Origin of the sequence: Mycobacterium sp. GA-1841, from assembly GCF_001954135.1 — a bacterium.
In the GTDB taxonomy this organism is placed as follows: Bacteria; Actinomycetota; Actinomycetes; order Mycobacteriales; family Mycobacteriaceae; genus Mycobacterium.
Map to the genome: position 1 here is coordinate 24,829 of NZ_MBEQ01000089.1, position 22,913 is coordinate 47,741.

At 67.6% G+C, this 22,913-nt stretch carries 25 protein-coding genes; 15 read left to right on the top strand and 10 right to left on the bottom strand.

All coding sequences use genetic code 11. The features are described 5' to 3' along the window. Nucleotides 1–34: 34 nt before the first annotated feature. The 4 genes from A5740_RS21250 to phoU all read left to right on the top strand — a co-directional run bounded on the left by A5740_RS21250 (nucleotide 35) and on the right by phoU (nucleotide 5,512). The gene (locus tag A5740_RS21250; RefSeq protein ID WP_076197308.1) at nucleotides 35–1,033 is read left to right on the top strand and encodes an acyl-ACP desaturase; all 999 of its coding nucleotides are present in this window, start codon (nucleotides 35–37) and stop codon (nucleotides 1,031–1,033) included. 41 nt (nucleotides 1,034–1,074) lie between these two features. After that, on the top strand, nucleotides 1,075–2,208 hold the full coding sequence (dusB, locus tag A5740_RS21255) for a tRNA dihydrouridine synthase DusB (RefSeq protein ID WP_076197310.1): 1,134 nt from the start codon (nucleotides 1,075–1,077) through the stop codon (nucleotides 2,206–2,208). A gap of 233 nt (nucleotides 2,209–2,441) precedes the next feature. Beyond that, nucleotides 2,442–4,757, top strand: coding sequence for an LCP family protein (locus tag A5740_RS21260; protein WP_083654312.1), 2,316 nt, complete (start codon nucleotides 2,442–2,444; stop codon nucleotides 4,755–4,757). Between the two features lie 86 nt (nucleotides 4,758–4,843). Next, nucleotides 4,844–5,512 carry a phosphate signaling complex protein PhoU gene (phoU, locus tag A5740_RS21265; RefSeq protein WP_076197314.1) on the top strand — a complete coding sequence of 223 codons (669 nt, stop codon included), beginning with the start codon at nucleotides 4,844–4,846 and terminating at the stop codon, nucleotides 5,510–5,512. Nucleotide 5,513: 1 nt separating this feature from the next. On the opposite strand, the gene A5740_RS21270 is transcribed toward phoU, so the two are convergent. Next, the gene (locus A5740_RS21270) at nucleotides 5,514–6,032 is read right to left on the bottom strand and encodes a MarR family winged helix-turn-helix transcriptional regulator (protein ID WP_076197316.1); all 519 of its coding nucleotides are present in this window, start codon (nucleotides 6,030–6,032) and stop codon (nucleotides 5,514–5,516) included. 80 nt (nucleotides 6,033–6,112) lie between these two features. On the opposite strand from A5740_RS21270, the gene A5740_RS21275 reads away from it, so the two are divergent. Continuing rightward, entirely contained in the window at nucleotides 6,113–7,087 is a 975-nt protein-coding gene (locus tag A5740_RS21275; protein WP_076197318.1) for a zinc-binding alcohol dehydrogenase family protein, read from the top strand. Nucleotides 7,088–7,104: 17 nt separating this feature from the next. On the opposite strand, the gene pstB is transcribed toward A5740_RS21275, so the two are convergent. The 6 genes from pstB to A5740_RS21305 form a co-directional block, all read right to left on the bottom strand. Beyond that, nucleotides 7,105–7,881, bottom strand: coding sequence for a phosphate ABC transporter ATP-binding protein PstB (gene pstB / locus A5740_RS21280; protein WP_076197320.1), 777 nt, complete (start codon nucleotides 7,879–7,881; stop codon nucleotides 7,105–7,107). Between the two features lie 9 nt (nucleotides 7,882–7,890). Continuing rightward, nucleotides 7,891–8,805, bottom strand: coding sequence for a phosphate ABC transporter permease PstA (gene pstA, locus A5740_RS21285; protein WP_076197322.1), 915 nt, complete (start codon nucleotides 8,803–8,805; stop codon nucleotides 7,891–7,893). 31 nt (nucleotides 8,806–8,836) lie between these two features. Continuing rightward, nucleotides 8,837–9,889 (bottom strand): phosphate ABC transporter permease subunit PstC, encoded by a 1,053-nt coding sequence (gene pstC / locus A5740_RS21290; protein WP_076197324.1) that lies wholly within the window; start codon nucleotides 9,887–9,889, stop codon nucleotides 8,837–8,839. Nucleotides 9,890–9,943: 54 nt separating this feature from the next. Next, a complete protein-coding gene (gene pstS, locus A5740_RS21295) occupies nucleotides 9,944–11,083 on the bottom strand; it encodes a phosphate ABC transporter substrate-binding protein PstS (protein ID WP_076197326.1) in 1,140 nt (379 codons plus the stop codon). Nucleotides 11,084–11,212: 129 nt separating this feature from the next. Then, nucleotides 11,213–12,127, bottom strand: a complete 915-nt coding sequence (gene mshD, locus A5740_RS21300; protein ID WP_076197328.1) for a mycothiol synthase — start codon at nucleotides 12,125–12,127, stop codon at nucleotides 11,213–11,215. Next, a complete protein-coding gene (locus A5740_RS21305; protein WP_254849283.1) occupies nucleotides 12,124–12,915 on the bottom strand; it encodes a response regulator transcription factor in 792 nt (263 codons plus the stop codon). Before A5740_RS21305 ends, mshD begins: the two co-directional genes overlap by 4 nt. 159 nt (nucleotides 12,916–13,074) lie before the next feature. Here A5740_RS21305 and lmeA point away from each other — a divergent pair, with 159 nt between their 5' ends. The 8 genes from lmeA (at nucleotide 13,075) to A5740_RS21340 (ending at nucleotide 17,344) form a co-directional block, all read left to right on the top strand. Next, nucleotides 13,075–13,890, top strand: a complete 816-nt coding sequence (lmeA, locus tag A5740_RS21310) for a mannan chain length control protein LmeA (protein ID WP_076197330.1) — start codon at nucleotides 13,075–13,077, stop codon at nucleotides 13,888–13,890. Then, the gene (locus A5740_RS21315; protein WP_076197332.1) at nucleotides 13,887–14,309 is read left to right on the top strand and encodes a thioredoxin family protein; all 423 of its coding nucleotides are present in this window, start codon (nucleotides 13,887–13,889) and stop codon (nucleotides 14,307–14,309) included. Before lmeA ends, A5740_RS21315 begins: the two co-directional genes overlap by 4 nt. Nucleotides 14,310–14,338: 29 nt before the next feature. Further along, on the top strand, nucleotides 14,339–14,428 hold the full coding sequence (locus tag A5740_RS29415) for an Ms5788A family Cys-rich leader peptide (protein ID WP_350222965.1): 90 nt from the start codon (nucleotides 14,339–14,341) through the stop codon (nucleotides 14,426–14,428). 90 nt (nucleotides 14,429–14,518) lie between these two features. Then, nucleotides 14,519–15,010, top strand: a complete 492-nt coding sequence (locus A5740_RS21320; protein WP_076197334.1) for a DUF4395 domain-containing protein — start codon at nucleotides 14,519–14,521, stop codon at nucleotides 15,008–15,010. 35 nt (nucleotides 15,011–15,045) lie between these two features. Next, nucleotides 15,046–15,882 carry a sulfurtransferase gene (locus A5740_RS21325; protein ID WP_076197336.1) on the top strand — a complete coding sequence of 279 codons (837 nt, stop codon included), beginning with the start codon at nucleotides 15,046–15,048 and terminating at the stop codon, nucleotides 15,880–15,882. A 1-nt stretch (nucleotide 15,883) separates the two neighbouring features. Further along, a complete protein-coding gene (locus A5740_RS21330) occupies nucleotides 15,884–16,186 on the top strand; it encodes a DUF1416 domain-containing protein (RefSeq protein WP_044520476.1) in 303 nt (100 codons plus the stop codon). 226 nt (nucleotides 16,187–16,412) lie between these two features. Continuing rightward, complete coding sequence (locus A5740_RS21335; RefSeq protein ID WP_076197338.1) at nucleotides 16,413–17,096, top strand: FABP family protein; 684 nt, start codon at nucleotides 16,413–16,415, stop codon at nucleotides 17,094–17,096. Further along, the gene (locus A5740_RS21340) at nucleotides 17,096–17,344 is read left to right on the top strand and encodes a hypothetical protein (RefSeq protein WP_076197340.1); all 249 of its coding nucleotides are present in this window, start codon (nucleotides 17,096–17,098) and stop codon (nucleotides 17,342–17,344) included. The genes A5740_RS21335 and A5740_RS21340 overlap by 1 nt, the downstream gene beginning before the upstream one ends. Before the next feature lie 260 nt (nucleotides 17,345–17,604). On the opposite strand, the gene A5740_RS21345 is transcribed toward A5740_RS21340, so the two are convergent. Continuing rightward, nucleotides 17,605–18,483 carry an aminodeoxychorismate lyase gene (locus tag A5740_RS21345; protein WP_076197342.1) on the bottom strand — a complete coding sequence of 293 codons (879 nt, stop codon included), beginning with the start codon at nucleotides 18,481–18,483 and terminating at the stop codon, nucleotides 17,605–17,607. Nucleotides 18,484–18,546: 63 nt separating this feature from the next. Between A5740_RS21345 and A5740_RS21350 the strand changes: the two genes are divergently transcribed. Then, nucleotides 18,547–19,641 carry a folate-binding protein YgfZ gene (locus tag A5740_RS21350; protein WP_076197344.1) on the top strand — a complete coding sequence of 365 codons (1,095 nt, stop codon included), beginning with the start codon at nucleotides 18,547–18,549 and terminating at the stop codon, nucleotides 19,639–19,641. 151 nt (nucleotides 19,642–19,792) lie between these two features. Then, the gene (locus tag A5740_RS21355) at nucleotides 19,793–19,966 is read left to right on the top strand and encodes a DUF3073 domain-containing protein (RefSeq protein WP_019342977.1); all 174 of its coding nucleotides are present in this window, start codon (nucleotides 19,793–19,795) and stop codon (nucleotides 19,964–19,966) included. Between the two features lie 83 nt (nucleotides 19,967–20,049). Here A5740_RS21355 and purM read toward each other — a convergent pair whose 3' ends face one another. Then, a complete protein-coding gene (gene purM, locus A5740_RS21360) occupies nucleotides 20,050–21,141 on the bottom strand; it encodes a phosphoribosylformylglycinamidine cyclo-ligase (RefSeq protein ID WP_076197345.1) in 1,092 nt (363 codons plus the stop codon). An 89-nt stretch (nucleotides 21,142–21,230) separates the two neighbouring features. Continuing rightward, nucleotides 21,231–22,772: an amidophosphoribosyltransferase gene (gene purF / locus A5740_RS21365; RefSeq protein WP_076197346.1), complete on the bottom strand. Its 1,542-nt coding sequence runs from the start codon at nucleotides 22,770–22,772 to the stop codon at nucleotides 21,231–21,233. Between the last annotated feature and the right edge of the window lie 141 nt (nucleotides 22,773–22,913).

A 22,913-nucleotide genomic window follows, 5' to 3' on the forward strand; every position in this document is an offset into this window, starting at 1 on the left:
GTCCCGGAGGGGCGCCACGGAGAGTTGAGGGCATATGTCGCAGGAATACACCGACCTGCAGCTCCTGCACGAACTCGAGCCTGTCGTCGAAACCAGCATCAACCGCCACATGCGGATGCGTAAGGACTGGAACCCGCACGACTACATCCCCTGGTCGGACGGCAAGAACTACTACGCGCTCGGCGGGCAGGACTGGGAGCCCGGACAGTCCAAGCTGTCCGAGGTCGCCAAGACCGCGATGATCCAGAACCTGCTCACGGAGGACAACCTGCCCTCCTATCACCGCGAGATCGCGATGAACATGGGCATGGACGGCGCCTGGGGCGAGTGGGTCAACCGCTGGACCGCCGAGGAGAACCGTCACGGCATCGCCTTGCGCGACTACCTCGTCGTCACCCGCGCGGTCGACCCCGTCGAACTCGAAGAACTGCGCGTCGAGCAGGTCACCCGCGGCTTCTCCCCCGGCCAGAACCAGCAGGGCGACCTGTTCGCCGAGAGCCTGTTCGACTCGGTGATGTACGTGTCGTTCCAGGAGCTCGCCACCCGCGTCAGCCATCGCAACACCGGCAAGGCCTGCGACGACCCGATCGCCGACCAGTTGCTGCAGCGCGTCTCCGCCGACGAGAACCTGCACATGATCTTCTACCGGGACGTCTCGGCGGCCGGCCTGGACATCGCGCCCAACCAGGGCATGGCCTCGCTGCACCGGGTGCTGGACAACTTCAAGATGCCCGGCTACACCGTGCCCGACTTCCGCCGCAAGGCCGTCGTCATCGCCGTCGGCGGTGTCTACGACCCGCGCATCCACCTCGACGACGTGGTGATGCCGGTGCTGCGCAAGTGGCGCATCTTCGAGCGCGAGGACTTCACCGGCGAGGGCGCGCGGCTGCGTGACGATCTCGGCCGCATCGTCGAGGAACTCGAGGACGCCTGCGACAAGTTCGAGGTTGCCAAGGAGCGTCGCCTGGAGCGCGAACGCAAGGTGGCCGAGAAGAAGGCCATGAAGAACCTGTTGGTGTCGTCATCGTCGTAGCAACTCTCCCCGCCGAAACGGCAGCGCCGGCCCGATCCCAACTGCGGATCGGGCCGTTCGCGTTGCCCAGCCCGGTCGTGCTCGCCCCCATGGCCGGCGTGACCAACGTGGCGTTCCGTACGTTGTGCCGCGAGCTTGAGATCGCCCGGGCCGGAACGGTCAGTGGCCTGTATGTCTGCGAGATGGTCACGGCGCGAGCCCTGGTCGAACGCCACCCGGTCACGATGCACATGACGACGTTCGCGCCCGAGGAATCACCGCGCTCGTTGCAGCTCTACACCGTGGACCCGGACACCACGTACCTGGCGGCCAAGATGATCGCCGACGAAGGCATGGCCGACCACATCGACATGAATTTCGGCTGCCCGGTGCCCAAGGTGACCAAGCGCGGCGGCGGATCGGCGCTGCCGTACAAGCGGCGGTTGTTCGGCCAGATCGTGGCCGCCGCAGTGCGCGGTGTCGAGGGCACCGACATTCCGGTGACGGTGAAGTTCCGGGTCGGCATCGACGACGCGCACCACACCCACCTCGACGCGGGGCGGATCGCCGCCGAGGAGGGCGCCGCGGCCGTCGCACTGCACGCTCGCACCGCGGCCCAACGTTATTCGGGCACGGCCGACTGGGATCAGATCGCCGCGTTGAAGGCTCACGTCACCACGGTCCCGGTGCTGGGCAACGGCGACATCTTCGAGGCCGACGACGCACTGGCCATGATGGCCGCCACCGGATGCGACGGCGTGGTGATCGGCCGGGGCTGCCTGGGCCGACCCTGGCTGTTCGCCGAGCTGTCGGCGGCCTTCACCGGCCGCCCGGCCGCCACGCCCCCGACATTGGGCGAGGTGGCCGACATCGTGCGTCGGCACGGCGAACTGCTCAGTGAGCACTTCGGCGAGGACAAGGGCATGCGTGACATCCGCAAGCACGTGGCCTGGTATCTACACGGCTTTCCGGCCGGGGCCGATCTGCGCCGCGGCCTGGCCCTGGTCAAGACGCGCGCCCAACTCGACGAGCTGCTCGGTCAACTCGACCCGGACGTCCCCTTCCCGGCCGCTGCCGGCGGTCCGCGCGGGCGGCAGGGCTCGGCCGCCTCGGTGTCACTGCCCGAGGGCTGGCTCGACGATCCCGACGACTGCGCGGTGCCGGTGGCGGCCGATGTGATGAACTCCGGGGGCTGATCCGTTGTCGTCGAGACGGCATCGAGATGGCTCTGTCACCAGGTTGGGTCTAGATCAGTCTCAGGATGTCTCAGTACGATGAGGACCTTGCCGCGGCCGGCTCAGGTAGCCAGCGCGGCACAGTGCTGCTAGAAGAGATGAGGAGAAAACCTCAGCAGCGCCCAGCACAACAGTGGGAGCGATGCGCACCGACGCGCTCGCGCAAGCTCGAAGAGTCGGAGGCCGGTAAGGACATGAGTGACGGTGATAACGCCACTCCCGGCCGTCGGCACCGCACGCCCGAGGGTCAGTCGGACAACCAATGGCTTACCCGATCGCCGCGGCCTTTGCCAGGCGCCGCGCCGTGGGAACGTCAAGATCGGCCCCTACCCGATGATTCACCACTCGACGAGCCGACCGGAAGCCACGCCGACGGGGTAACTGTCGCCGATCTGATCGCCAAGGTGGCCGGCACCGGGTTCACACCGACGCGCCACCGCCTCGACCCCGACGATGCTGACGATTTTGACGACGTAGCCGACGCAGACGACGCCGTCGACCCGGATGTCGTCGACGCCGAACCGGAGCCAGAGCACCAGCCGGCGTACAGCCGCCCGCAGGTGCCCGACCCGACCGACGTCATCCCGGCAGTGCGCGGACCCGAGGATTACCCCGAAGCCTTTCCGGAGGACTTTCCCGGCCACGAGGCCTTCCCGGAGCCGTTCGGAGAACCTTTCGAGACGTTCGAGGCTCCGTTCGACGCGCCGTATGAGCCGGCATCAACCGAGCACGACACCCGCGAGACCGACCACGCGAGAACCGATGTCCTGCCGGCCGTCCAGGTGTACGACTACGACCTGGCCCGCTCGCGCCCCTCGTGGCGCGCCGGCCGGGTGGCACCGAACGGCCACGACGCCGACGAGCCCGCCGACGGATGGGGCGAGGACACCGACGAGCACCGGCCGCAGCGCAACCATCGGGTGATGTTGGCCGGTCGGGCCATCGCGGCGATGATCGCCGTACTCTCCCTGGTCCTCACCGGCGGAGCCTGGCAGTGGCAGAGCTCGAAGAACAACAGCCTCAACAAGGTGGCCGCGCTCGATCCCAACTCGCGCGACATCCTCGACCCCAACGCGCAGTTCGGTGACGAGAACTTCCTGATCGTCGGGACCGACAGCCGCTTCGGGGAGAACGCGGGCATGGGCGCCGGTGACACCGAGGATGCCGGCGGTGCCCGCTCGGACACCATCATGTTGGTGAACATCCCGGCCAACCGCGAACGCGTCGTCGCCGTGTCGTTCCCCCGCGACCTGTCGATCACCCCGATGCAGTGCGAGCCCTGGAACCCGGAGACGGCGGCCTACGGCCCGCTGTACGACGAGGAGACCGAAACCTACGGACCCGACGAGGTCTACACCGAGACGAAGCTGAACTCGGCCTTCGCGTTCGGCGGCCCGAAATGCCTCGTCAAAGTGATCCAGAAGCTGTCCGGTCTGTCCATCAACCGGTTCATGGCCGTCGATTTCTCCGGCTTCTCCAAGATGGTCGACGCGCTCGGCGGGGTCGAGGTGTGCAGCACCACGCCGCTGGAGGATTACGAGCTGGGCACCGTCCTGCCCACGGCCGGCCGTCAGATGATCGACGGTCACACCGCACTGAACTATGTGCGGGCCCGCCAGGTGACCACCGAGTACAACGGTGACTACGGCCGCATCAAACGCCAGCAGCTGTTCCTGTCCTCGTTGTTGCGCTCGTTGATCTCCAGGGACACCTTCTTCTCGCTGAACAAGCTGAACAACGTGGTCAACATGTTCATCAGCGACAGCTTCGTCGACAACATCAAGACCAAGGACCTCGTCGACCTGGGTCAATCCGTGCAGGGCGTCAACGCCGGCCGGATCACGTTCGTGACGGTGCCGACGGTCGGATACGCCGACGAGTACGGCAACGAGGTGCCGCGCACCGATGACATGCGGGCCCTGTTCGACGCGATCATCAACGACGACCCGCTGCCGGGTGAGAAGAATCCGGACAACAGCCCGGTGCCGGGCACTCCGGAGTCGACGACGTCATCGGTGCAGGCCGCAGCGCCGTCACAGACGCCCGAAACGGCGACGGCGGCTCCCGTTCCGGCCGCCACGGACAGCGGAGAGACGGTCAGCGCGGTCACCACCGAACCGCAGCAGGTCACGGTGCAGGTGTCCAACTCGACCGGGCAGAGCGGCCTGGCCTCCACAGCGGCCACCGAACTGCAGGAACACGGCTTCAACGTCAACACTCCGGACGACTATCCCAGCATGCTGCCGGCGACCACGGTGTTCTTCTCGCCCGGGAACGAGGAGGCTGCCGCCACCGTGGCCAGCTCGTTCGCCAACCCGACGATCGAACGGGTGACGGGGATGGGCGACGTGGTGCAGGTGGTGCTGGGCACCGATTTCTACTCGGTGAATCCGCCGACCCCGAGTGGGTCGGAGGTGCAGGTACACGTGATCAAGGGCGCCAGCAGTAGCCCGACGCATCTGCCGGAGGATCTGACCGTCACGAACGCGGCTGACACCACCTGCGAATAGTTCCGGGCGTCTGGGCGGGGGCGCGTTCACGCGTCGTTCATCGTCGGACCGTGACTATCACGCCGCTGACCGCATAACCTTGCACCATGCGTACCCAGTACAACGAGCAATTGCGTTCATTGACGGACCAACTCGCCGGCATGTGCGATTTGGCGGGTACTGCGATGGAGCGCGCCACCCAGGCGCTGTTACAGGCCGATCTGGCGCTGGCCGAACAGGTGATCAGCGACCACGACCAGATGACCACATTGAGTACTCAGGCCGAGGAGTCGGCGTTCGTGTTGCTTGCGCTGCAGGCACCGGTGGCCGGTGACCTGCGCTCGGTGGTGGGTTCGATCCAGATCGTGGCCGACGTGGACCGGATGGGCGCGTTGGCCCTGCATGTGGCCAAGATCGCGCGCCGCCGCCACCCCCAGCATGTGCTTCCCGAAGAGGTCAACGGCTACTTCGCCGAGATGGGACGGGTCGCGGTGGAACTGGGCCACGCCGCCCGGGAGGTGCTGCTCACCCAGGATCCGGAGAAGGCGGCCCGGATTCAGGAGGAAGACGATGCGATGGACGATCTGCATCGTCACCTGTTCTCGGTGTTGATGGACCGCGAGTGGAAGCACGGCGTGACGGCGGCCGTCGACGTGACGCTGTTGAGCCGGTTCTACGAGCGATTCGCCGATCACGCGGTCGAGGTGGCCCGCCGGGTGATCTTCCAGGTCACCGGCACCTACCCGGACGGAGAATCGGTCACCTCCAACCAGTGACTCACGGCCGGCCGGCGGGCGGCACCAGCCGAACCCCGTCTTTGTGTGCCGCGGCCAGGTCCCCGAGCACCTTGACCAGCACCTGCAGGTCAGCACCGCTGTAGCGCAGTAAGAAGTCGCGGGTTCCGCGGTCCATCTCCTCGTGCATTTCCCGGTGCACGTCGGCGACGAGTTCACCGTCGGCAGTCAGGCTGAGTTCGATCTCTTTGCGGTTGCCGGGCACCGGGGTGCGCTCCACCAGGCCGGCTTCCACCAGCCGCTGCACCTGCTTGGACACCGTGCCCTTGAGCCGCCCGGAACGGGCCGCCAGCCCCACCACGCTGACAGGTCCCTCGGCGATCTCCGCCAGCAGGTGCATCGACGACGTCGGCAGGGAACGCGCCAGCAGCTGCAACCGCTGCGGGCATCGAGCCGCCAGGAAATCGCGTTCCGCGTCACCTTCCCCGTCATTCCCGAGCCGTTCACCCACCGTGGCAATCAGTCCGGTGATGGCGTCGATCAGCTCAAGTTTGGTTTTCACGGAAACTATTTTGCCATCCGCGGCACGTCTGCGTATATTGTTTCCGCAGAAACAATATTGCCGGAAACCAAGGAGCCACCATGAAAGCCGCATTGGTCACCGAATGGGACGCAACGCCGGTCTATACCGACGTACCCGAGCCCACACCGCGCGACGACGCCGAGGTGGCCGAGGTCGAAGCATCGGCCCTGACCAACCTCGCCCGGGGCGTGGTATCGGGAAAACACTACGCCAGCAAGGAAATTCAGCTTCCCGCCATACCCGGCGTGGACGGCGTTGCTCGGCTCGCCGACGGGCGTCGTATCTACACCGCAGCATTGGGGTTCACCGGGATGATGGCGCAGCGCGCCCTCGTCGACGCCCACGGCGGCGTCACGGTCCCCGAGCAGTTGGACTCGGTGACCGCGGCCGCCCTGCCCAACCCCGGTATCTCGGCGTGGACCGCGCTGTCACACGCTGCCGCGGTCAAGCCTGGCGATCACGTGCTGATACTCGGTGCCACCGGCGTAACCGGCTCCATGGCAGCGCAACTGGCCGTCACCATGTTCGGCGCCGGGTCCGTGGTGGTCGCCGGCCGCAACAGCGATCGACTGGCCTGGCTGCGCTCGGCGGGCGCGCATGCCACGATCACGCTCGGCGAGCAGGACCTGGGCCGGCTGGTCACCGAGATGCACGCCGATCACCCGTTCGACGCCGTGCTGGACTACCTGTGGGGAGAACCCGCCACGGAGGTGCTGACGGCACTGGCCGCCAGCCACCCGGCCGCGCACTACCACTCGACGCGGTTCATCCAGATCGGCTCGATGACCGGGCCCACGTTGTCTCTGGACGCGGGCGTGCTGCGCAGCACCGGGATCACGCTGAGCGGAGTCGGATTCGGCAGTGTGCCACCTGAGGTGATGACCCGGGCCCGCACCGAGGTGCTACCCGAACTCTTCTCCATGGTCGCCGACGGCCGGCTCGACTTACGCACGCAACCACGGGCATTGGCCGACGTGGCCGAGGCATGGGCCGGCGGTGAACCGGCCGGCACCCGCGTCGTGCTGACCCCCTGATCTTCTTCCGCGAGCAGTCAGCCGAAGCGGCCGGAGATGTAGTCCTCGGTGGCCTTTTGGGTCGGGTTGGAGAAGATCTTCTCGGTGTCGTCGATCTCGATCAGCCGGCCCGGCTTGCCGGTGGCCTCGAGATTGAAGAACGCGGTCTGATCGCTCACCCGGGCGGCCTGCTGCATGTTGTGGGTGACGATCACGATCGTGAAATCCTGCTTGAGCGTGGAGATCAGGTCCTCGATGGCCAACGTCGAGATCGGGTCGAGCGCCGAGCACGGCTCATCCATCAACAACACGTCGGGTTGCACCGCAATCGCGCGGGCGATGCACAACCGCTGCTGCTGACCACCGGAGAGTCCACCGCCGGGCTTGTCCAGCCGGTCCTTGACCTCGTTCCACAGGTTGGCCCCGCGCAGCGACCGCTCGGCCACCTCGTCGAGGGTCTTCCGGTTGCGCACGCCCTGCAGCTTCAGCCCGGCCACCACATTGTCGCGAATCGACATGGTGGGGAACGGGTTCGGACGCTGGAACACCATCCCGATCGTCTTGCGCACGCCCACCGGATCCACCCCGGGGCCGTAGATGTCCTCACCGTCGAGCAGCACCGAGCCCTCGACGCGGGCACCAGGAATCACCTCGTGCATCCGGTTCAGCGTGCGCAACACCGTCGACTTGCCGCAGCCCGACGGACCGATGAAGGCCATCACGCTGCGCGGCTGTACCGACAACGAAACTTCCGAAACCGCGTGGAACGCACCGTAATAGATGTTGACGTCCTTGAGATCCAGCCGCTTGGCCATGGATGACTCCTACACCTTCTTGGGGGAAAAGAACTTGGCGATCGCCCGAGCGCCGACATTGAGCAGGGCGATCAGCAGGATCAGCGTGAGCGCCGCGCCCCAGAGCCGGTCCGTGGGCACCGGGTTGGCACCCGCGCCCGCCGAGATCTGGTCGTACATCATGCCCGGCAGCGATCCCATGAACCCGCTGAACATGTCGAAGTTCATCGCCTGGGCGTAGCCGACCAGGATCAGCAGCGGCGCCGTCTCACCCATCACCCGGGCCAGCGCCAGCATCACGCCGGTGACGATGCCCGACAATGCCGTGGGGATGACGATCCGCGCGATCGTCTTCCATTTCGGCACGCCCAGCGCGTAACTCGCCTCACGCAGGTCCATCGGCACGATACGCAGCATCTCCTCGGTGGCGCGCACAATCACCGGGATCATCAACAGCACCAGCGACAACGACACCGCGAACCCGGACCGGCCGAACCCGAGCGTGGCCACCCACAATGCGTAGATGAACAACGCGGCGACGATCGAGGGCACGCCGGTGAGGATGTCCACCATGAACGTGGTGACCCTGCCCAGCCGGGTGCCGCCGCCGTACTCGACCAGGTAGACCGCCACCATCACGCCGATCGGGATGGAGATCAGCGAGCACACCAAGCCCTGCAGGACGGTACCGACGATGGCGTGGTAGACCCCGCCGCCTTCGCTGAACGTCGTCATCCCGGCCTGGGAATGGGTGAACCACGTGGCCGAAGTCAATGCGCTCCAGCCCCGGACGACCACCGCGTACAACACCCAGGCCAGGGGGATCAAAGCGATCAGCACCGACAGGGTCACCAGCACGGTGGCAACGTGATTGGTCAGCTTGCGTCGCAGGCTCACGCCCTGGAACGCCGCCGCCTTGACCGGGCGTTCGAGAGTGGATGTCATCTGTGCTGTCTCCTCTTCGCGCAAGCGCTCATCAGCGCCCCTTTCCGGCGACCGCGGCCCGGGCCAGCGAGTTCACCACGAAGGTGAGGATGAACAGCACCAGTCCGGCGGCAATGTAGGCCCCGGCCTTGTACTCGTCGTTGAATTCGCTTGCCGTGGCGGCAATCTTGCTGGCGAAGGTGTAGCCGCCGTCGAACAGCGTCCAACTGAACGCGGTCTGCGTGCCGCGCAGGATGATCAGCAGCGCGATGGTCTCACCGAGCGCGCGGCCCAACCCCAGCATGGCGCCGCTGATGTAACCCGACAGGCCGAAGGGCAGCACCGTCGTGCGCACCACTTCCCAGCGGGTGGCCCCGAGTGCCAACGCGGCCTCGATCTGGCCGCGCGGGGTCTGGATGAACACCTCACGGGTCACCGCGGTGATGATCGGCAGGATCATCACCGCCAACACGATGCCCGCGGTGAAGACGGTGCCGCCGCCGGCCACCGAGGCGTTGCCGGTCTTGAACAGGAACAGCCAGTCCAGGTTCGTATTGAGCCACACGGCAAAGGGTTTGATGGCCGGGGCCAACACGTACAGGCCCCACACGCCGTAGACGATGGACGGCACCGCGGCCAGCAGGTCCACCAGGTAGGCCAGCGGTCCGGCCAGTCGGCGCGACGCGTATTGGGTGAGATAGATCGCGATGCCCAGCGCCACCGGCATCGCCAACACCAAGGCGAACAGCGAGACGAACACCGTCACCTGCAGCAGATCGAAGATGCCGAAGTGCATCGCCGAGGTGTCGGTGGTGATCCAGTTGCCGCCGTAGAGGAAGAAGTTCTCCTCGTTACGGGTCAGGGCCGGCACTGCCCGCCACAGCAGGAAAACCCCGATCGCCGCGATGAGCGTGACGATGAGGATGCCCGAACCTTCGGCCAGGCCATGGAAGATCCGGTCGCCGAGGCGAACCTTGGCACCCCTGGACGGGTTGGTGGAGATGGGTTCTGGCTCCGGGAAGGGGGAGGCGAGCGTCTCCCCCGACCCGGATTCAGATGGATTCGGCGTCGTCACTGTTGTCCCGTCAGGGCCCCTGTTGGTCATATGGTCGAAAAACCCATCCTTGCCCAGATTCCTCCCCTAATGCCAGCGGGCTGTCTATGCGATGGCCTCGACGGAGGTCAGCAGACGCTGCTTGAACTCGTCGGGCAGCGCGATGTATCCGGCCTGCGACAGGCTGGCCTGCCCCTCGTTGGCCGCCACGGTCAGGAAGGACTTGACGGCCGCGGCGGTGTCGGCGTCGTAGCCCTTGGAGCACACGATCTCGTAGGTGGCCAGCACCAGCGGGTAAACCCCGGCCTCCTTCGAGGCGTACAGCGCGTTCAGGTCCAGCACGAGGTCCTTGCCCTCACCCTCGAACTTGGCCGCACCGACGGCCTTGGTGGTCGACTGGTCGTCCAGCGGGACGGCTCCGGCGCCGCTGTCGATCTCGGCGTACGGCAGACCCGCGGCGGCGGCCGGGCTCTTCTCGACATAGCCGATCGAGCCGGGGGTGGCCTGCACGGCCTGAACCACTCCGGAGGACTTCTGCGCGCCCTCGCCGGCTCCGCCCTGGAACTCCTTGCCCGCGCCCTTGGTCCAGGTCTGCGGTGCGGCGGCGGCCAGGTATCTCTGGAAGTTGTCGGTGGTGCCCGAGGAGTCCGACCGGTAGATCGGCGTGATCGCCAGATCCGGCAGGGTGGTGCCGGCGTTCAGCGCGGCCACCGCCGGATCGTTCCACTTGGTGATCTGGCCGGAGAAGATCTTGGCGAGCACGTCGGGGTTCACCACGAGCTTGTCGACGCCTTCGACGTTGTAGGCCAGCGCGACCGGGCCGAACACCAGCGGCAGGTTCCAGGCCTCGTTGCCGCCACAGCGCTCGGCGGCCTTGGCGACCTGATCGTCCTTGAGCGCCGAATCGGAACCGGCGAAGTCGACCTGCTTGGCGATGAACTGATCGACCCCGGCGCCCGACCCCGTCGGGTTGTACGACAAATTCTTGCCGGAGCACACCTGGCCCCACACCTTGTTGAACTCGGCGATCGCGTTCTGCTGGGCCGTCGAGCCCTCGGCGGTCAGGGAGTTCTTGCCGACGCACTCGGCCGAGGAAGCCGAAGTGCCGCCCGAAGTCGCGGAGCCGGAGGTGCCCGTGTTGTTGTCGCTACCGCACGCGGTCAGGGTGAGCGCCGCGATGGCGGTCGCCGAGAGCGCGACCCCGACCGGCTTGCCTACACCCCTGCCAATGCTGATGAGCTTCACATGTCCCACTTTCAGTCGACCAGTTGACGGCTTCGGACTCTCCGGCAACCTATTCGGCCGCAGTGGACAACTCGCGGACGGCAGGTGAATCGGCAGTGAACAGGTTCAGCGTGTTCACAGCTAAACGGGTTAACCGGCGGCGTACGCGGCGTCGACGCTGAACACCTCGAAACCCAATTTCCGGTAGGTGGCGACGGCCGCCGAGTTATCTGCCTCCACGTAAAGCATCACCGTCGAACAGGACCGGTCGGCCAGGTGGTGAAGCCCGATCAGCGTCAGTACCGAGCCCAGCCCCCGACCCTGGGCGGCCGGATCGACGCCGACGACGTAGACCTCACCCAGCTCGGACTCGTGGGCCTCGCCATGCACTTCGCCGCGGGACGCGGCATGCACTTTGGTCCAGTGAAATCCCAACAGCACCCCGGTCTGGGCGTCGAACGCCTCGAACAGTCCGGCCGGGTCGAACCAGGGCTCGTCGCGTCGTTCGGCGATCTCCCGTTCGGTCCAGCCGCCCTGTTCGGGGTGCCAGGAGAAGGCCGCGTTGTTGACGCGCAGGATCTCGGCGTCGTCCTGCGGACCGGCGTAGGTCCTGATCTGCACGCCCTCGGCAGTCCGCACCGGCGGCAGGTCGGTCAGCGGTCGCCGCATCTGCAGCAGCTCCCGCGCCACGGTGAGATCCAGCGACGTCGCCAAGGACTGGGCCGCGTCGAGGTTGCCGTGCGCCCAGATCCTGGTGCCCGCGCCGCCCGCGGCGAGCCCGGTGCGGGCCAGCGCCGCACCGATACCGCGGCGTCTGGCGTCGGGGTGCACCACGAGCTCGGCCATGGCCGGGTCGTCACCGTCGGCCGGGGCCAGGTTCAGGTAGCCGACCAGGTCGGCACCGTCGGTCGCCACCAGGTGCCGGGTGCGGTCCTGGCTCAGCTCGCGCAACACCTGATCGCCGACCGGGGCCACCCCGTCGCTGTCGGTGGCGGCGGCGATGAGGTCACGGATACGGGTCTGTTCGGCCGGGGACAGCCCGGCGCGCCAGTCGAGTTCGATCACTGGCTGGGCAGCCTCCCGGCCAACGGCTCGCCGGCGTCGTGGGTGGGGTCGAATTCGTCGTCGGCGTCACCATCGTCGGGTTCGGCGTCGGGCGACTCGGCGGCGGGAGTGCGGCCGCGGGACGGACGCACCGCCTTGTACCCGACGTTGCGAACGGTGCCGATGAGTGCTTCGTACTCGGGCCCGAGCTTCGCCCTCAGTCGACGGACGTGCACGTCGACCGTGCGGGTGCCGCCGAAAAAGTCGTAGCCCCACACCTCTTGGAGCAGCTGGGCCCGGGTGAACACCCGCCCGGCGTGCTGGGCGAGGTATTTGAGCAGCTCGAACTCCTTGTAGGTGAGGTCGAGCGGACGTCCCCGTAGCCGCGCGGTGTAGGTGCCTTCGTCGATCACCAGCTCACCGAGGGTGATCTTGCCGACATTCTCCTGATTCGCGCCGCCCCCGCGCCGGCCGACCAGCAGCCGCAGCCGGGCGTCGATCTCGGCCGGGCCGGTGCCCGGCAGCAGGATTTCGTCCAATCCCCACTCATGGTTGACGGCCACCAGACCGCCTTCGTTGATCACCGCGACCACCGGCACCGACGTGCCCGTGGTCCCCAGCAGTCGACAGAGGCCCCGAGCGGCCGCGAGGTCGGTGCGCGCGTCGACGATCGCCACATCGGCACTGCCCGCTTCCAGCAGCGAGGACACCTCTGTCGGTGCTGTGCGCACGGTGTGGGCCAGCAGGGACAGGGAGGGCAGGACAGACTCGGGATGCGGGTCGACGGTCAGTAGCAGCAGATCCAACAGGTCCTCCGGCGCGCCGGCAATCACTCCCACGATCGCCCGGACCCCGGTGTCCGCACGGTCGGATTCATGACTGACATGAAGCCGTTACCGGCCATTAGTGTTGTAACGATAACGCCTCACCAGCGGATCAGCCGCGCCGAGCGGATTGATCCGTCGCCCGTGGGCGACAATGTGGCGGTGCGCAGACTGCTGATCGGGCTCACCGCGACCGTGACCGCGCTCGTCGTCGGCGTCGTCGGCGCCGATTTCGGCTCCGCGATCTACGCCGAGTACCGACTGGCCCGCAACATCCGCAGCGCGGCCGGACTGAGCTGGGATCCGTGGGTCGCGATTCTGGGTTTCCCGTTCCTCACCCAGGTCCGCAACCACAAGTACCGGGAAGTCGAGATCCGAGCGGGCGGCGTCGACCATCCGGTGGTCGGCAAGGCCTCGCTCGAGGCCACGCTGCACGGAATCGATCTCGCCGAGGCGTCATGGTTGATCCGGCCTGACGCCAAGATGCACGTCGACAAGGCCGAGAGCCGCATCATCATCGACTCCACCCACATCGGTCGGTACATGGGCATCGACGACCTGCTGGTGGAGGCACCGGCGCGGGAGTCCAACGACGCCACCGGGGGCACCACCGAGTCCGGGATCTCCAGCAGCCAGGGGCTCGTCTTCACCGGAACGCCCAAGGCGTCGGGACTCGACAAACGGGTCAGCGTCTCGGTCGACCTGTCGTTCGCCGAGGCGGACGACACCACCCTGGTGCTGACCGCGACCGGGATCCTGACCGGCCCGGGCACTGCCGACGAGCCCGTGCCCGACGACAAGATCGCGGCCGTGCTCTCGGAGTTCAGCCACAGAATCACCGGGCAGAAACTGCCGTTCGGTATCGTCCCGACCACCGCGGGTGCGCGCGGTTCAGACGTGATCATCGAGGGCATCGAACCCGGGGTCACGATCGACCTGGCGGGGTTCCGGCAGTCATGAGCGCCTCCCTGGTGACGGCGATCGCGGTGCTCATCGCGGCACTGGGGGTGGCCTTCGTGCTCGGCCGGTTGATCACGTTGCGTTCCGGGATGATCAAGGCCGGCGAGGAAGCCGCCGACGTCGACACCGCTGATCTGGGGTTGTCGCACACCGGTCCGACCGTGCTGCACTTCTCGGCCGAGTGGTGCGGGCCGTGCGCCGGGGTGCGTCGAGTGGTCGACCAGGTCTGCGCGGAGCTGCCCGACGTTGCTCATGTCGAGATCGACATGGATGCCAATCCCGAAGCCGCCAGGCGGCTTTCGGTGCTGTCGCTGCCCACCACCATCATCTTCGACCGCGACGGCCGGCCGCGGTACCGCACCAGCGGGGTCCCCAAGGCCGCTGACCTGCGCTCGGCGCTGGAACCGCTGTTGGCTTGACGCGGCGGTCATTGGGTAAGCTGTCGCTCGTGTCAGCCCGCCTTGAGCTTGTGCTCACCAAGCGCCGCGCAGTTGATCTGTGCCGCGTCGCGGGTTGCTGCTGTTGTTGTTGCTGTTGAGGGCAGCTGCGCGCTTCTGCGCGCCCGCTCGGGTCTCGTGCCCTGAGCCTGCACACCACCAGACCTTCACAACAACAGGAGTTTTTCCACATGTCATCGACATCGACCAGGCCCGCCGCCGGCGGTGCGCCTTCGCAGGTCGACGTGCGGGGGCCACGCTTCGCCGCCTGGGTCACCACCGCGGTACTGATCGCCACCCTGCTGGTTGCCGGCGTGAGTGAACCGGTGGCCGCGGTGTTGTTGGGTGCCCAGGCCCTGGTGTTCGCCGTCGGCGCCGCCGGCGGTCCGCGCACGCATCCCTACGGCCGGCTGTTCGCCGCCGTCATCGCCCCGCGCCTGGGGCCGGTCACCGAACGTGAACCGGTGGCACCGCTGAAGTTCGCCCAGCTGGTCGGCTTGGTGTTCGCCGTCGTCGGTACCGTCGGATTCGCGTCCGGTATCTACGCCCTCGGGCTGACCGCCACCGCGTTCGCGTTGGTGGCGGCCTTCCTCAACGCAGCCTTCGGCATCTGCCTGGGCTGCCAGATCTACCCGCTGGTGGCGCGACTGCGTCGTCCGGCATCCGCCACCCAACCCGCCTGAAACTCAAACCTGAAGTAATCGAAAGGAATTCGTACATGGCACGTTCCGACGTCCTGGTCTCGACCGAATGGGCCGGGAACAATCTCGACACCCCCGGCCTGGTGTTCGTCGAGGTCGACGAGAACACCAGCGCCTATGACGACGAAGGGCACATCCCCGGCGCCGTCAAGCTGGACTGGAAGGACGACCTGCAGGACTCCGTCAAGCGCGACTTCGTCGACCAGCAGCAGTTCTCGAAGCTGTTGAGTGACAAGGGCATCAGCAACGACGACACCGTGATCCTGTACGGCGGCAACAACAACTGGTTCGCGGCCTACGCGTACTGGTACTTCAAGCTGTACGGCCACAACGACGTCAAGCTGCTCGACGGTGGCCGCAAGCGCTGGCAGCTCGACGGCCGCCCGCTGGTCAAGGATGCCGTCAGCCGCCCGGCGACCTCGTACTCGGCCAAGGCCCCGGACAACAACATCCGCGCCTTCCGCGACGAGGTGATCGCCGCGATCGGTGCGAAGAACCTGGTCGACGTGCGTTCACCGGACGAGTTCTCCGGCAAGATCCTGGCGCCCGCGCACCTGCCGCAGGAGCAGAGCCAGCGGCCCGGGCATATCCCCGGCGCCATCAACGTTCCGTGGAGCAAGGCAGCCAACGACGACGGCACCTTCAAGTCCGACGAGGAGCTGGCCAAGCTGTATGCCGCGGCCGGCCTCGACGGTCAGAAGGAGACCATCGCCTACTGCCGGATCGGTGAGCGCTCGTCGCACACCTGGTTCGTGCTGCAGGAGCTGCTGGGACACCAGAACGTCAAGAACTACGACGGCAGTTGGACGGAATACGGCTCCCTGGTGGGCGCCCCGATCGAGTTGGGAAGTTGATATGTGCTCTGCACCGAAGCAAGGACTGACGTTGCCCGCCGGCGTCGACTTGGAGAAGGAAACCGTGATCACCGGTCGCGTGGTGGACGGCTCCGGCCAGGCGGTCGGCGGCGCGTTCGTGCGTCTGCTGGACTCCAGCGACGAGTTCACCGCTGAGGTGGTGGCCTCGGCGACCGGTGACTTCCGCTTCTTCGCCGCCCCGGGCACCTGGACGCTGCGCGCCCTGTCCCCGGCGGGCAACGGCGATGCCAGCGTGGCCCCGGCCGGTGCCGGCATCCACGAGGTCGACGTCAAGGTCGCTTAAGGCCTGCTGCTCGAACGTGAGCTTGGGGGCGAGTTTTCGATGATTTCTCGCACCCAGGCTCACGTTCGACTGGTATAGGGCGCCCCGACCCGGGACGCCGACCCCACCGACTAGGAACTAGACTCACAACCGTGGTGCTCTTCTTCGAGATAATGCTCGTCGCGGCCGTCGTGGTCATCACGTGGTTCGCGCTGTACGCGCTGTACCGCCTCGTCACCGACGAGTCGTGACCTCCGACCGGGACGTGCCGGCCGACGCCCCGGCGGTTCAGCCGGGCTCGGGTGATCGGGCCTTGGCAGCTGCTGCCGAACGCGCCAAGGTCACCGCCGGCCGCAACATTCCGGTCTTCGATGACCTGCCGTTACCTGCCGATACCGCCAACCTGCGCGACGGCGTCGAACTCAACGATGCGCTCCTGGCGCTGTTGCCGTTGGTCGGCGTCTGGCGCGGCGAGGGCGAAGGCCGCGACACCAACGGCGACTACCGGTTCGGCCAGCAGATCGTGGTCTCCCACGACGGCGGTGACTACCTGAACTGGGACTCCCGCTCCTGGCGGTTGACCGAATCCGGCGAATACGACTCCCCCGGCCTGCGGGAAACCGGCTTCTGGCGCTTCGTCACCGATCCCGACGATCCGACCGGCCGCGACGAATCCCAGGCCATCGAACTGCTGCTGGCCCATTCGGCCGGCTACGTCGAACTCTTCTACGGCAAGCCACTTACCCAGGCCTCCTGGGAACTGGTCACCGATGCCCTGGCCCGCAGTAAGTCGGGCCTGCTGGTCGGCGGCGCCAAGCGGCTCTACGGCATCGTCGAAGGCGGCGATCTCGGCTACGTCGAGGAACGCGTGGATGCCGACGGCGGTCTGGTACCGCACCTGTCGGCCCGACTGTCACGGTTCGTCGGCTGATGCGCCGCCCGATCATCACGGCGGGTCTGCTTGCCGCGGCTGCGATCCTTGCCGCCTGCTCGTCGGGGGGACCGCAGCCCGCCCCGACCTCGCCACCGCCCGAGCACGGGACGTACGCCCACTGTCTGACCGAGCACGGGGTGCCGGCAGCGCCCGGGCCGGTCGCCGGCCCGCCCGCCGGCGTCGACGATCAGACCTGGCAGCAGGCCACCAAAGCGTGTGCCACGCTGGCGCCGGGCCCCAGCTGACCCGCACAACGCACGTATAACCGCCGGACCCAGATATGGGGCGGCCCCCGAGCCGTAGTACCTGGTTGGACAAACCGGAGGCTCGGGGGCCGGGTGGCTGCGGGGAATTCGCCAGCGCGCTGCGGGCAATACCCCGACGCTGCTAGCGGGCAGCCACCTCACATGTCCATAAGTCACTCAATTTGACGGACCACCTCCTTCCCTGTGTGCCCACGAAGGTACCCCCGTCCGCGCAACCCGACAAGCGATTTATCCGCCGCTCAACGGTCACTGCGCAGCGCCGCGTCGATCAGCGTCGCCATCTCGGCAGCCAGGGGCGCGTCCGGTAACCGCTGCCCGTCCAGGGTGTGCACACGCGCGGCCAGCGTGATACTGGAAACAAGCCAAACCCCTTGTGCGGTCAGCAGATCCGCGGGTGTGAGGGCGCGGAAGTCGCAGTCGTACCCTTTGTTGCGGGCCACCTCGAACAGCGCCTGCTGGGTGGTGCCGCGCAGGATCGGATACCACGGCGGTGGGGTCAACAGCAGCGGGTGACCGTCGGTGTCCGCGGTCGCGATCACCACGGTGGAACGCGGGCCCTCCAAGAGGTAGCCGTCCGAGCTGACGAAGATCACGTCGCCGGCCCCGTGGCGTTCGGCGTGCCGCAGCGCCGCCATGTTCACCGCATAGGACAGGGTCTTGGCCCCGGCGGCAAGCCATGGCAGATCGCTGGCGCTGCGGGGCAGGCCCCGGTCGAGGGTGATCGCCGCGAGCCCGTCGCGCCGGGCCCCGGCCACCCGATCGGCGACCGCACCGATGGTGGCGAATGCCGTGGGCGGCGAACCGCTTTCCCGACCGCGGCTGTAGACCAACCGCAGCACGCCTTCGGCGTCGTGACCGGCGGCCCAGTGCCCCACTCCGAGCGCGACGGCGGCCCGCCAGGCATCCAGGTCGGGGGCAGGCAGGTCGAGCATCCTGGCCGACTGCGTCAGCCGGGCCAGGTGCGCCTCCAGCAGGCAGGGCCGGCCGTCCCGGACCAGCAGCGTCTCGAACACCCCGTCGCCGCGGACCGCGGCCAGCTCGTCGGCGTGCAGCAGCGGGACGTCGGGATCGTGGATCTGCCCGTCAAGGGTGACCAGCACGGCTGGTGGGCTTGCCATGGGGCGCCAGCGTAGCGCCAAGAGCACCGAGGGCGCGATCAGCCGCGAACGTAGAGTTGGCGTATGACTGCACTACCGCCGGCAGTTCCGGCGCCCGAGGCCGGTCCCGACGCAGGCGCCGCGTGGCATTACGGTGATCCGCTCGGTGAACAACATGCCGCCGATCGCGGCGCGGTCGTGGTGGACCGGTCCCACCGCGCGGTGCTCACGTTGACCGGCAAGGACCGTCAGACGTGGTTGCACAGCATCTCCAGCCAGCATGTCAGTGCCCTGCCGGACGGGGCGGTCACCGAGAACCTCAGCCTGGATCTGCAGGGCCGTGTCGAAGATCACTGGATTCAGACCGACCTCGGTGGGATCACCTACCTGGACACCGAGCCATGGCGCGGCGAGCCGTTGCTGGCCTATCTGCGCAAGATGGTGTTCTGGGCCGAGGTGCAGATCGAACCGGCCGATCTGGCGGTGCTGTCGCTGCTCGGCCCGGGTTTGGCCGACGGGGCGGTGATCAAGGCCCTGGGCTGTGACGAGCTGCCCGAAGAGTCGACGGCCACGCCCCTGTCCGGCGGTGGATTCGTCCGCAGGCTCCCGGCCGCGGGCCTCGAACTGGACCTGGTGGTGCCGCGCGAGTCCGTGCCCATCTACCTGCAGAAGCTCACCGACGCCGGGGTGCGCCCGGCCGGTGTCTGGGCGTACGAGGCGCATCGGGTGGCCGCCCGCCGCCCCCGGCTGGGCGTGGACACCGATGAGCGGACCATTCCACACGAGGTCGGCTGGATCGGCGGCCCCGGCGTCGGCGCCGTCCACCTCGACAAGGGCTGCTACCGCGGCCAGGAGACCGTCGCGCGGGTCCACAACCTGGGCAAACCGCCCCGCATGCTGGTGACTCTGCACCTCGACGGCGGTGCGGAGCGACCGGCGACCGGGGACCCGGTGACCGCCGGCGGACGCAACGTCGGCCGGATCGGCACGGTCGTGGAGCATGCCGACGAGGGACCGATCGCTCTGGCACTGCTCAAGCGGGGATTGCCGGCCGATACCGAGCTGATGGCCGGAAGCGAGCCGCAAGTGCCCGCCGCGATCGATCCGGAGTCGCTGCCTGCAGCGGATGCCACGGCCGGGGCCGGTCGCGCCGCTGTCGAGCGGCTGCGGGGCCGTTGAGCCGTCGAACCCCTGGGCCGGTCACCGTGCGGCAGGGCCTGGCAGCACTTCCCGCCGGGGCACGGTAAAGTGTCGGCAGGACAATAAAGACACACAGATCGGAGCCGCCTAGTAATTGGGCCGCTCCGTTATTGCGCGAGGGGGTCCCCCCATGGGCCGCGGCCGGGCGAAGGCAAAGCAGACCAAGGTTGCACGTGAGCTGAAGTACAGCTCACCGAACACCGACTTCAGTCAGCTCCAACGTGAGCTGTCGGGATCTCCCGATTCCGGTGACGTCAATGACGACGCCGACGAATGGTCGGGTGAGGATGACTGGCGGCGCTGAGCCGTCAGCACTCCGTCGCAGCTCTCAGAGACAGGTCGCGCTGGTTACGCAGAACGCTTACCAGCGCGACCTTGTCTGATTGCCTAGAACCGCGGATGCTGTCCGACCAGCTGGGCGCGCACACTGTCCTTGCCGCCCTTCTCGACGGTTCCCAGCGTCCAGCACTGCAGGTGCCGTGCGGTCAGGATGGCCAGCGCACGGTCGGTGTCCTCGGGGGCGACGACCGCGACCATCCCGACGCCCATGTTGAACGTCTTCTCCATCTCGGCACGCTCGATGCGTCCGCGCTGGGCGATCATCTGGAACACCGGTGCCGGCGTCCACGTGCCGCGATCGAGTTCCGCGGTCAGTCCGTGCGGCACGACGCGCTCCAGGTTGCCCGCCAGGCCACCGCCGGTGACGTGGCAGAACGTGCGGACCTGGGTTTCGGCGGCCAGCGCCAGGCAGTCCTTGGCGTAGATGCGGGTCGGCTCGAGAAGCTCTTCACCGAGCGTCCGGCCGAATTCCTCGACATGGCCGGCCAGGTTCATCCGGTCGATCTCCAGCAACACCTTGCGGGCCAATGAGTAGCCGTTGGAGTGCAGCCCGCTCGACGCCATCGCGATGATCACATCGCCCGGGCGGACGCGGTCGGGCCCGAGCACGTCGTCGGCCTCGACAATGCCGACACCGGTCGCGGAGATGTCGTAGTGATCGGGTTCCATCAGGCCCGGGTGCTCGGCCGTTTCCCCGCCCAGCAACGCGCAACCGGCCTGCACACACCCTTCGGCGATACCGGCGACGATGGCGCTGACCCGCTCGGGGACGGTGCGCCCGACGGCGATGTAGTCCTGCAAGAACAGCGGCTCGGCTCCGCACACCACGAGGTCGTCGACCACCATGGCGACCAGGTCCAAGCCGACGGTGTCGTGCTTGTCCATGGCCTGGGCGACGGCCAGCTTGGTGCCGACGCCGTCGGTGGAGGCGGCCAGTACCGGCTCGCGGTATCCGCCGCGTAAGGCGAACAGTCCCGCAAAGCCGCCCAGGCCGCCCCGGACCTCGGGGCGGGTGGCCTTGGCGGCGAGTGGTTTGAAGAGTTCGACCGCGCGGTCACCGGCTTCGATGTCCACTCCGGCCGACGCATAGGAAATGCTGTGTTGTTCGGCGATGCCGTGCTGTTCGGCGCCCTTAGTCATCGGATGCAAGGCTACCGCCCCGCTGTTTCGGGGGTACAGCGCAGGAGGTGTTAAGCGCGCGTCAGGGACCCGTCAGCCGCGGCGCGACGTCAGGGACGCCTGAGCGCCGACACGTTGTCGTTGTCGGCCGTCACCGGGACCCCGGTACGAGCCGCGGTGGCAAGCATCTGCTCGACGACGTTCTTACCCAACGCTGCTTCGCCGGGCAGCTCGATCGGGTAGTTGCCGTCGAAGCAGGCCGAGCACAGCCGGGTGGGAGGCTGTTCGGTGGCGGCGATCATGCCCTGCTGAGAGATGTAGCCCAGGCTGTCGGCGCCGATCGCATGCCGCACGGCCTCGAGCATCTCGCCGGGGTGTTCGGCAGAGGCGGCGTTGGCGATCAGCTCGGCCGGGGTGGCGAAGTCGATGCCGTAGAAGCAGGGCCATTTCACCGGCGGCGACGCGATGCGCACGTGCACCTCCAGCGCTCCGGCCTCCCGCAGCATCCGCACCAACGCGCGCTGGGTGTTGCCGCGCACGATCGAGTCGTCGACGACGATGAGCCGCTTGCCGCGGATCACCTCTCGCAGCGGGTTGAGCTTGAGCCGGATCCCCAGCTGGCGGATGGTCTGCGAGGGCTGGATGAACGTGCGGCCCACGTAGGCGTTCTTCATCAGGCCCTGCCCGAAGGGGATACCGGATTCCTGCGCGTAGCCGACCGCGGCCGGCGTGCCCGACTCCGGGACGCCGATCACCAGATCGGCGTCGACGGGATGTTCGCGGGCCAGCCGCCGGCCGATGTCGACGCGGGTGGCGTGCACCGAGCGGCCCACCAGCGTGCTGTCCGGGCGGGCGAGGTAGACGTATTCGAAGACGCAGCCCTTGGGTTCGGGATTGGCGAACCGGGTGGAGCGCACCCCGTCGGCGTCGATGGCCAGTAGTTCGCCCGGCTCGATGTCGCGGACGAAGGAGGCGCCGACGATGTCGAGCGCGGCGGTTTCCGATGCCACCACCCAGCCGCGGTCGAGCCGGCCCAGCGCCAGCGGACGCACACCGTGCGGATCGCGCGCGGCGTAGAGGGTGTTCTCGTCCATGAAGGTCAGGCAAAACGCCCCGCGCACGGTGGGCAGCAGTTCCAGGGCGGCCTGCTCGAGGGTCGCGTCGGCGGCGCCGTGGGCCAGCAACGCGCCCAGGATGTCGGAATCGGTGGTCGCGGTGAGCGCTGCCTGCGCGGCCCGCACATCGACGAGCCCGGCCTCGCGGGCCCGGGTGGCCAGTTCAGCGGTATTGACGAGGTTGCCGTTGTGGCCGAGTGCGACGCCGGTGCCGGCCGCGGTGTTGCGGAATACCGGCTGGGCGTTCTCCCAGGTGGTCGACCCGGTGGTGGAGTAGCGGCAGTGGCCGACGGCGACGTGACCCGGCATGGCGGCCAGAGTCTGTTCGTCGAACACCTGGCTGACCAACCCGAGGTCTTTGAACACCAGGATCTGCGACCCGTCCGACACTGCGATTCCGGCGGCTTCCTGCCCTCGGTGCTGCAGTGCGTACAGGCCGTAGTACGTGAGCTTGGCGACGTCTTCACCCGGGGCCCAGACCCCGAATACGCCGCACTCCTCGCGCGGTTCGTTCTCGTCGAGTTGCTGACCAGTCACGATAGGGCTGCTCCCGGGGCGGCGGTTGGTGACATAACTGAGTCTACGGTCCAGCCGGCCCAACAAAAGAATCGAATGGCCGGTGTGGCATCAAGGTTTTCAACAGCCCAGGAGGCGATCGCATTTCCGTACGCGCCGCCC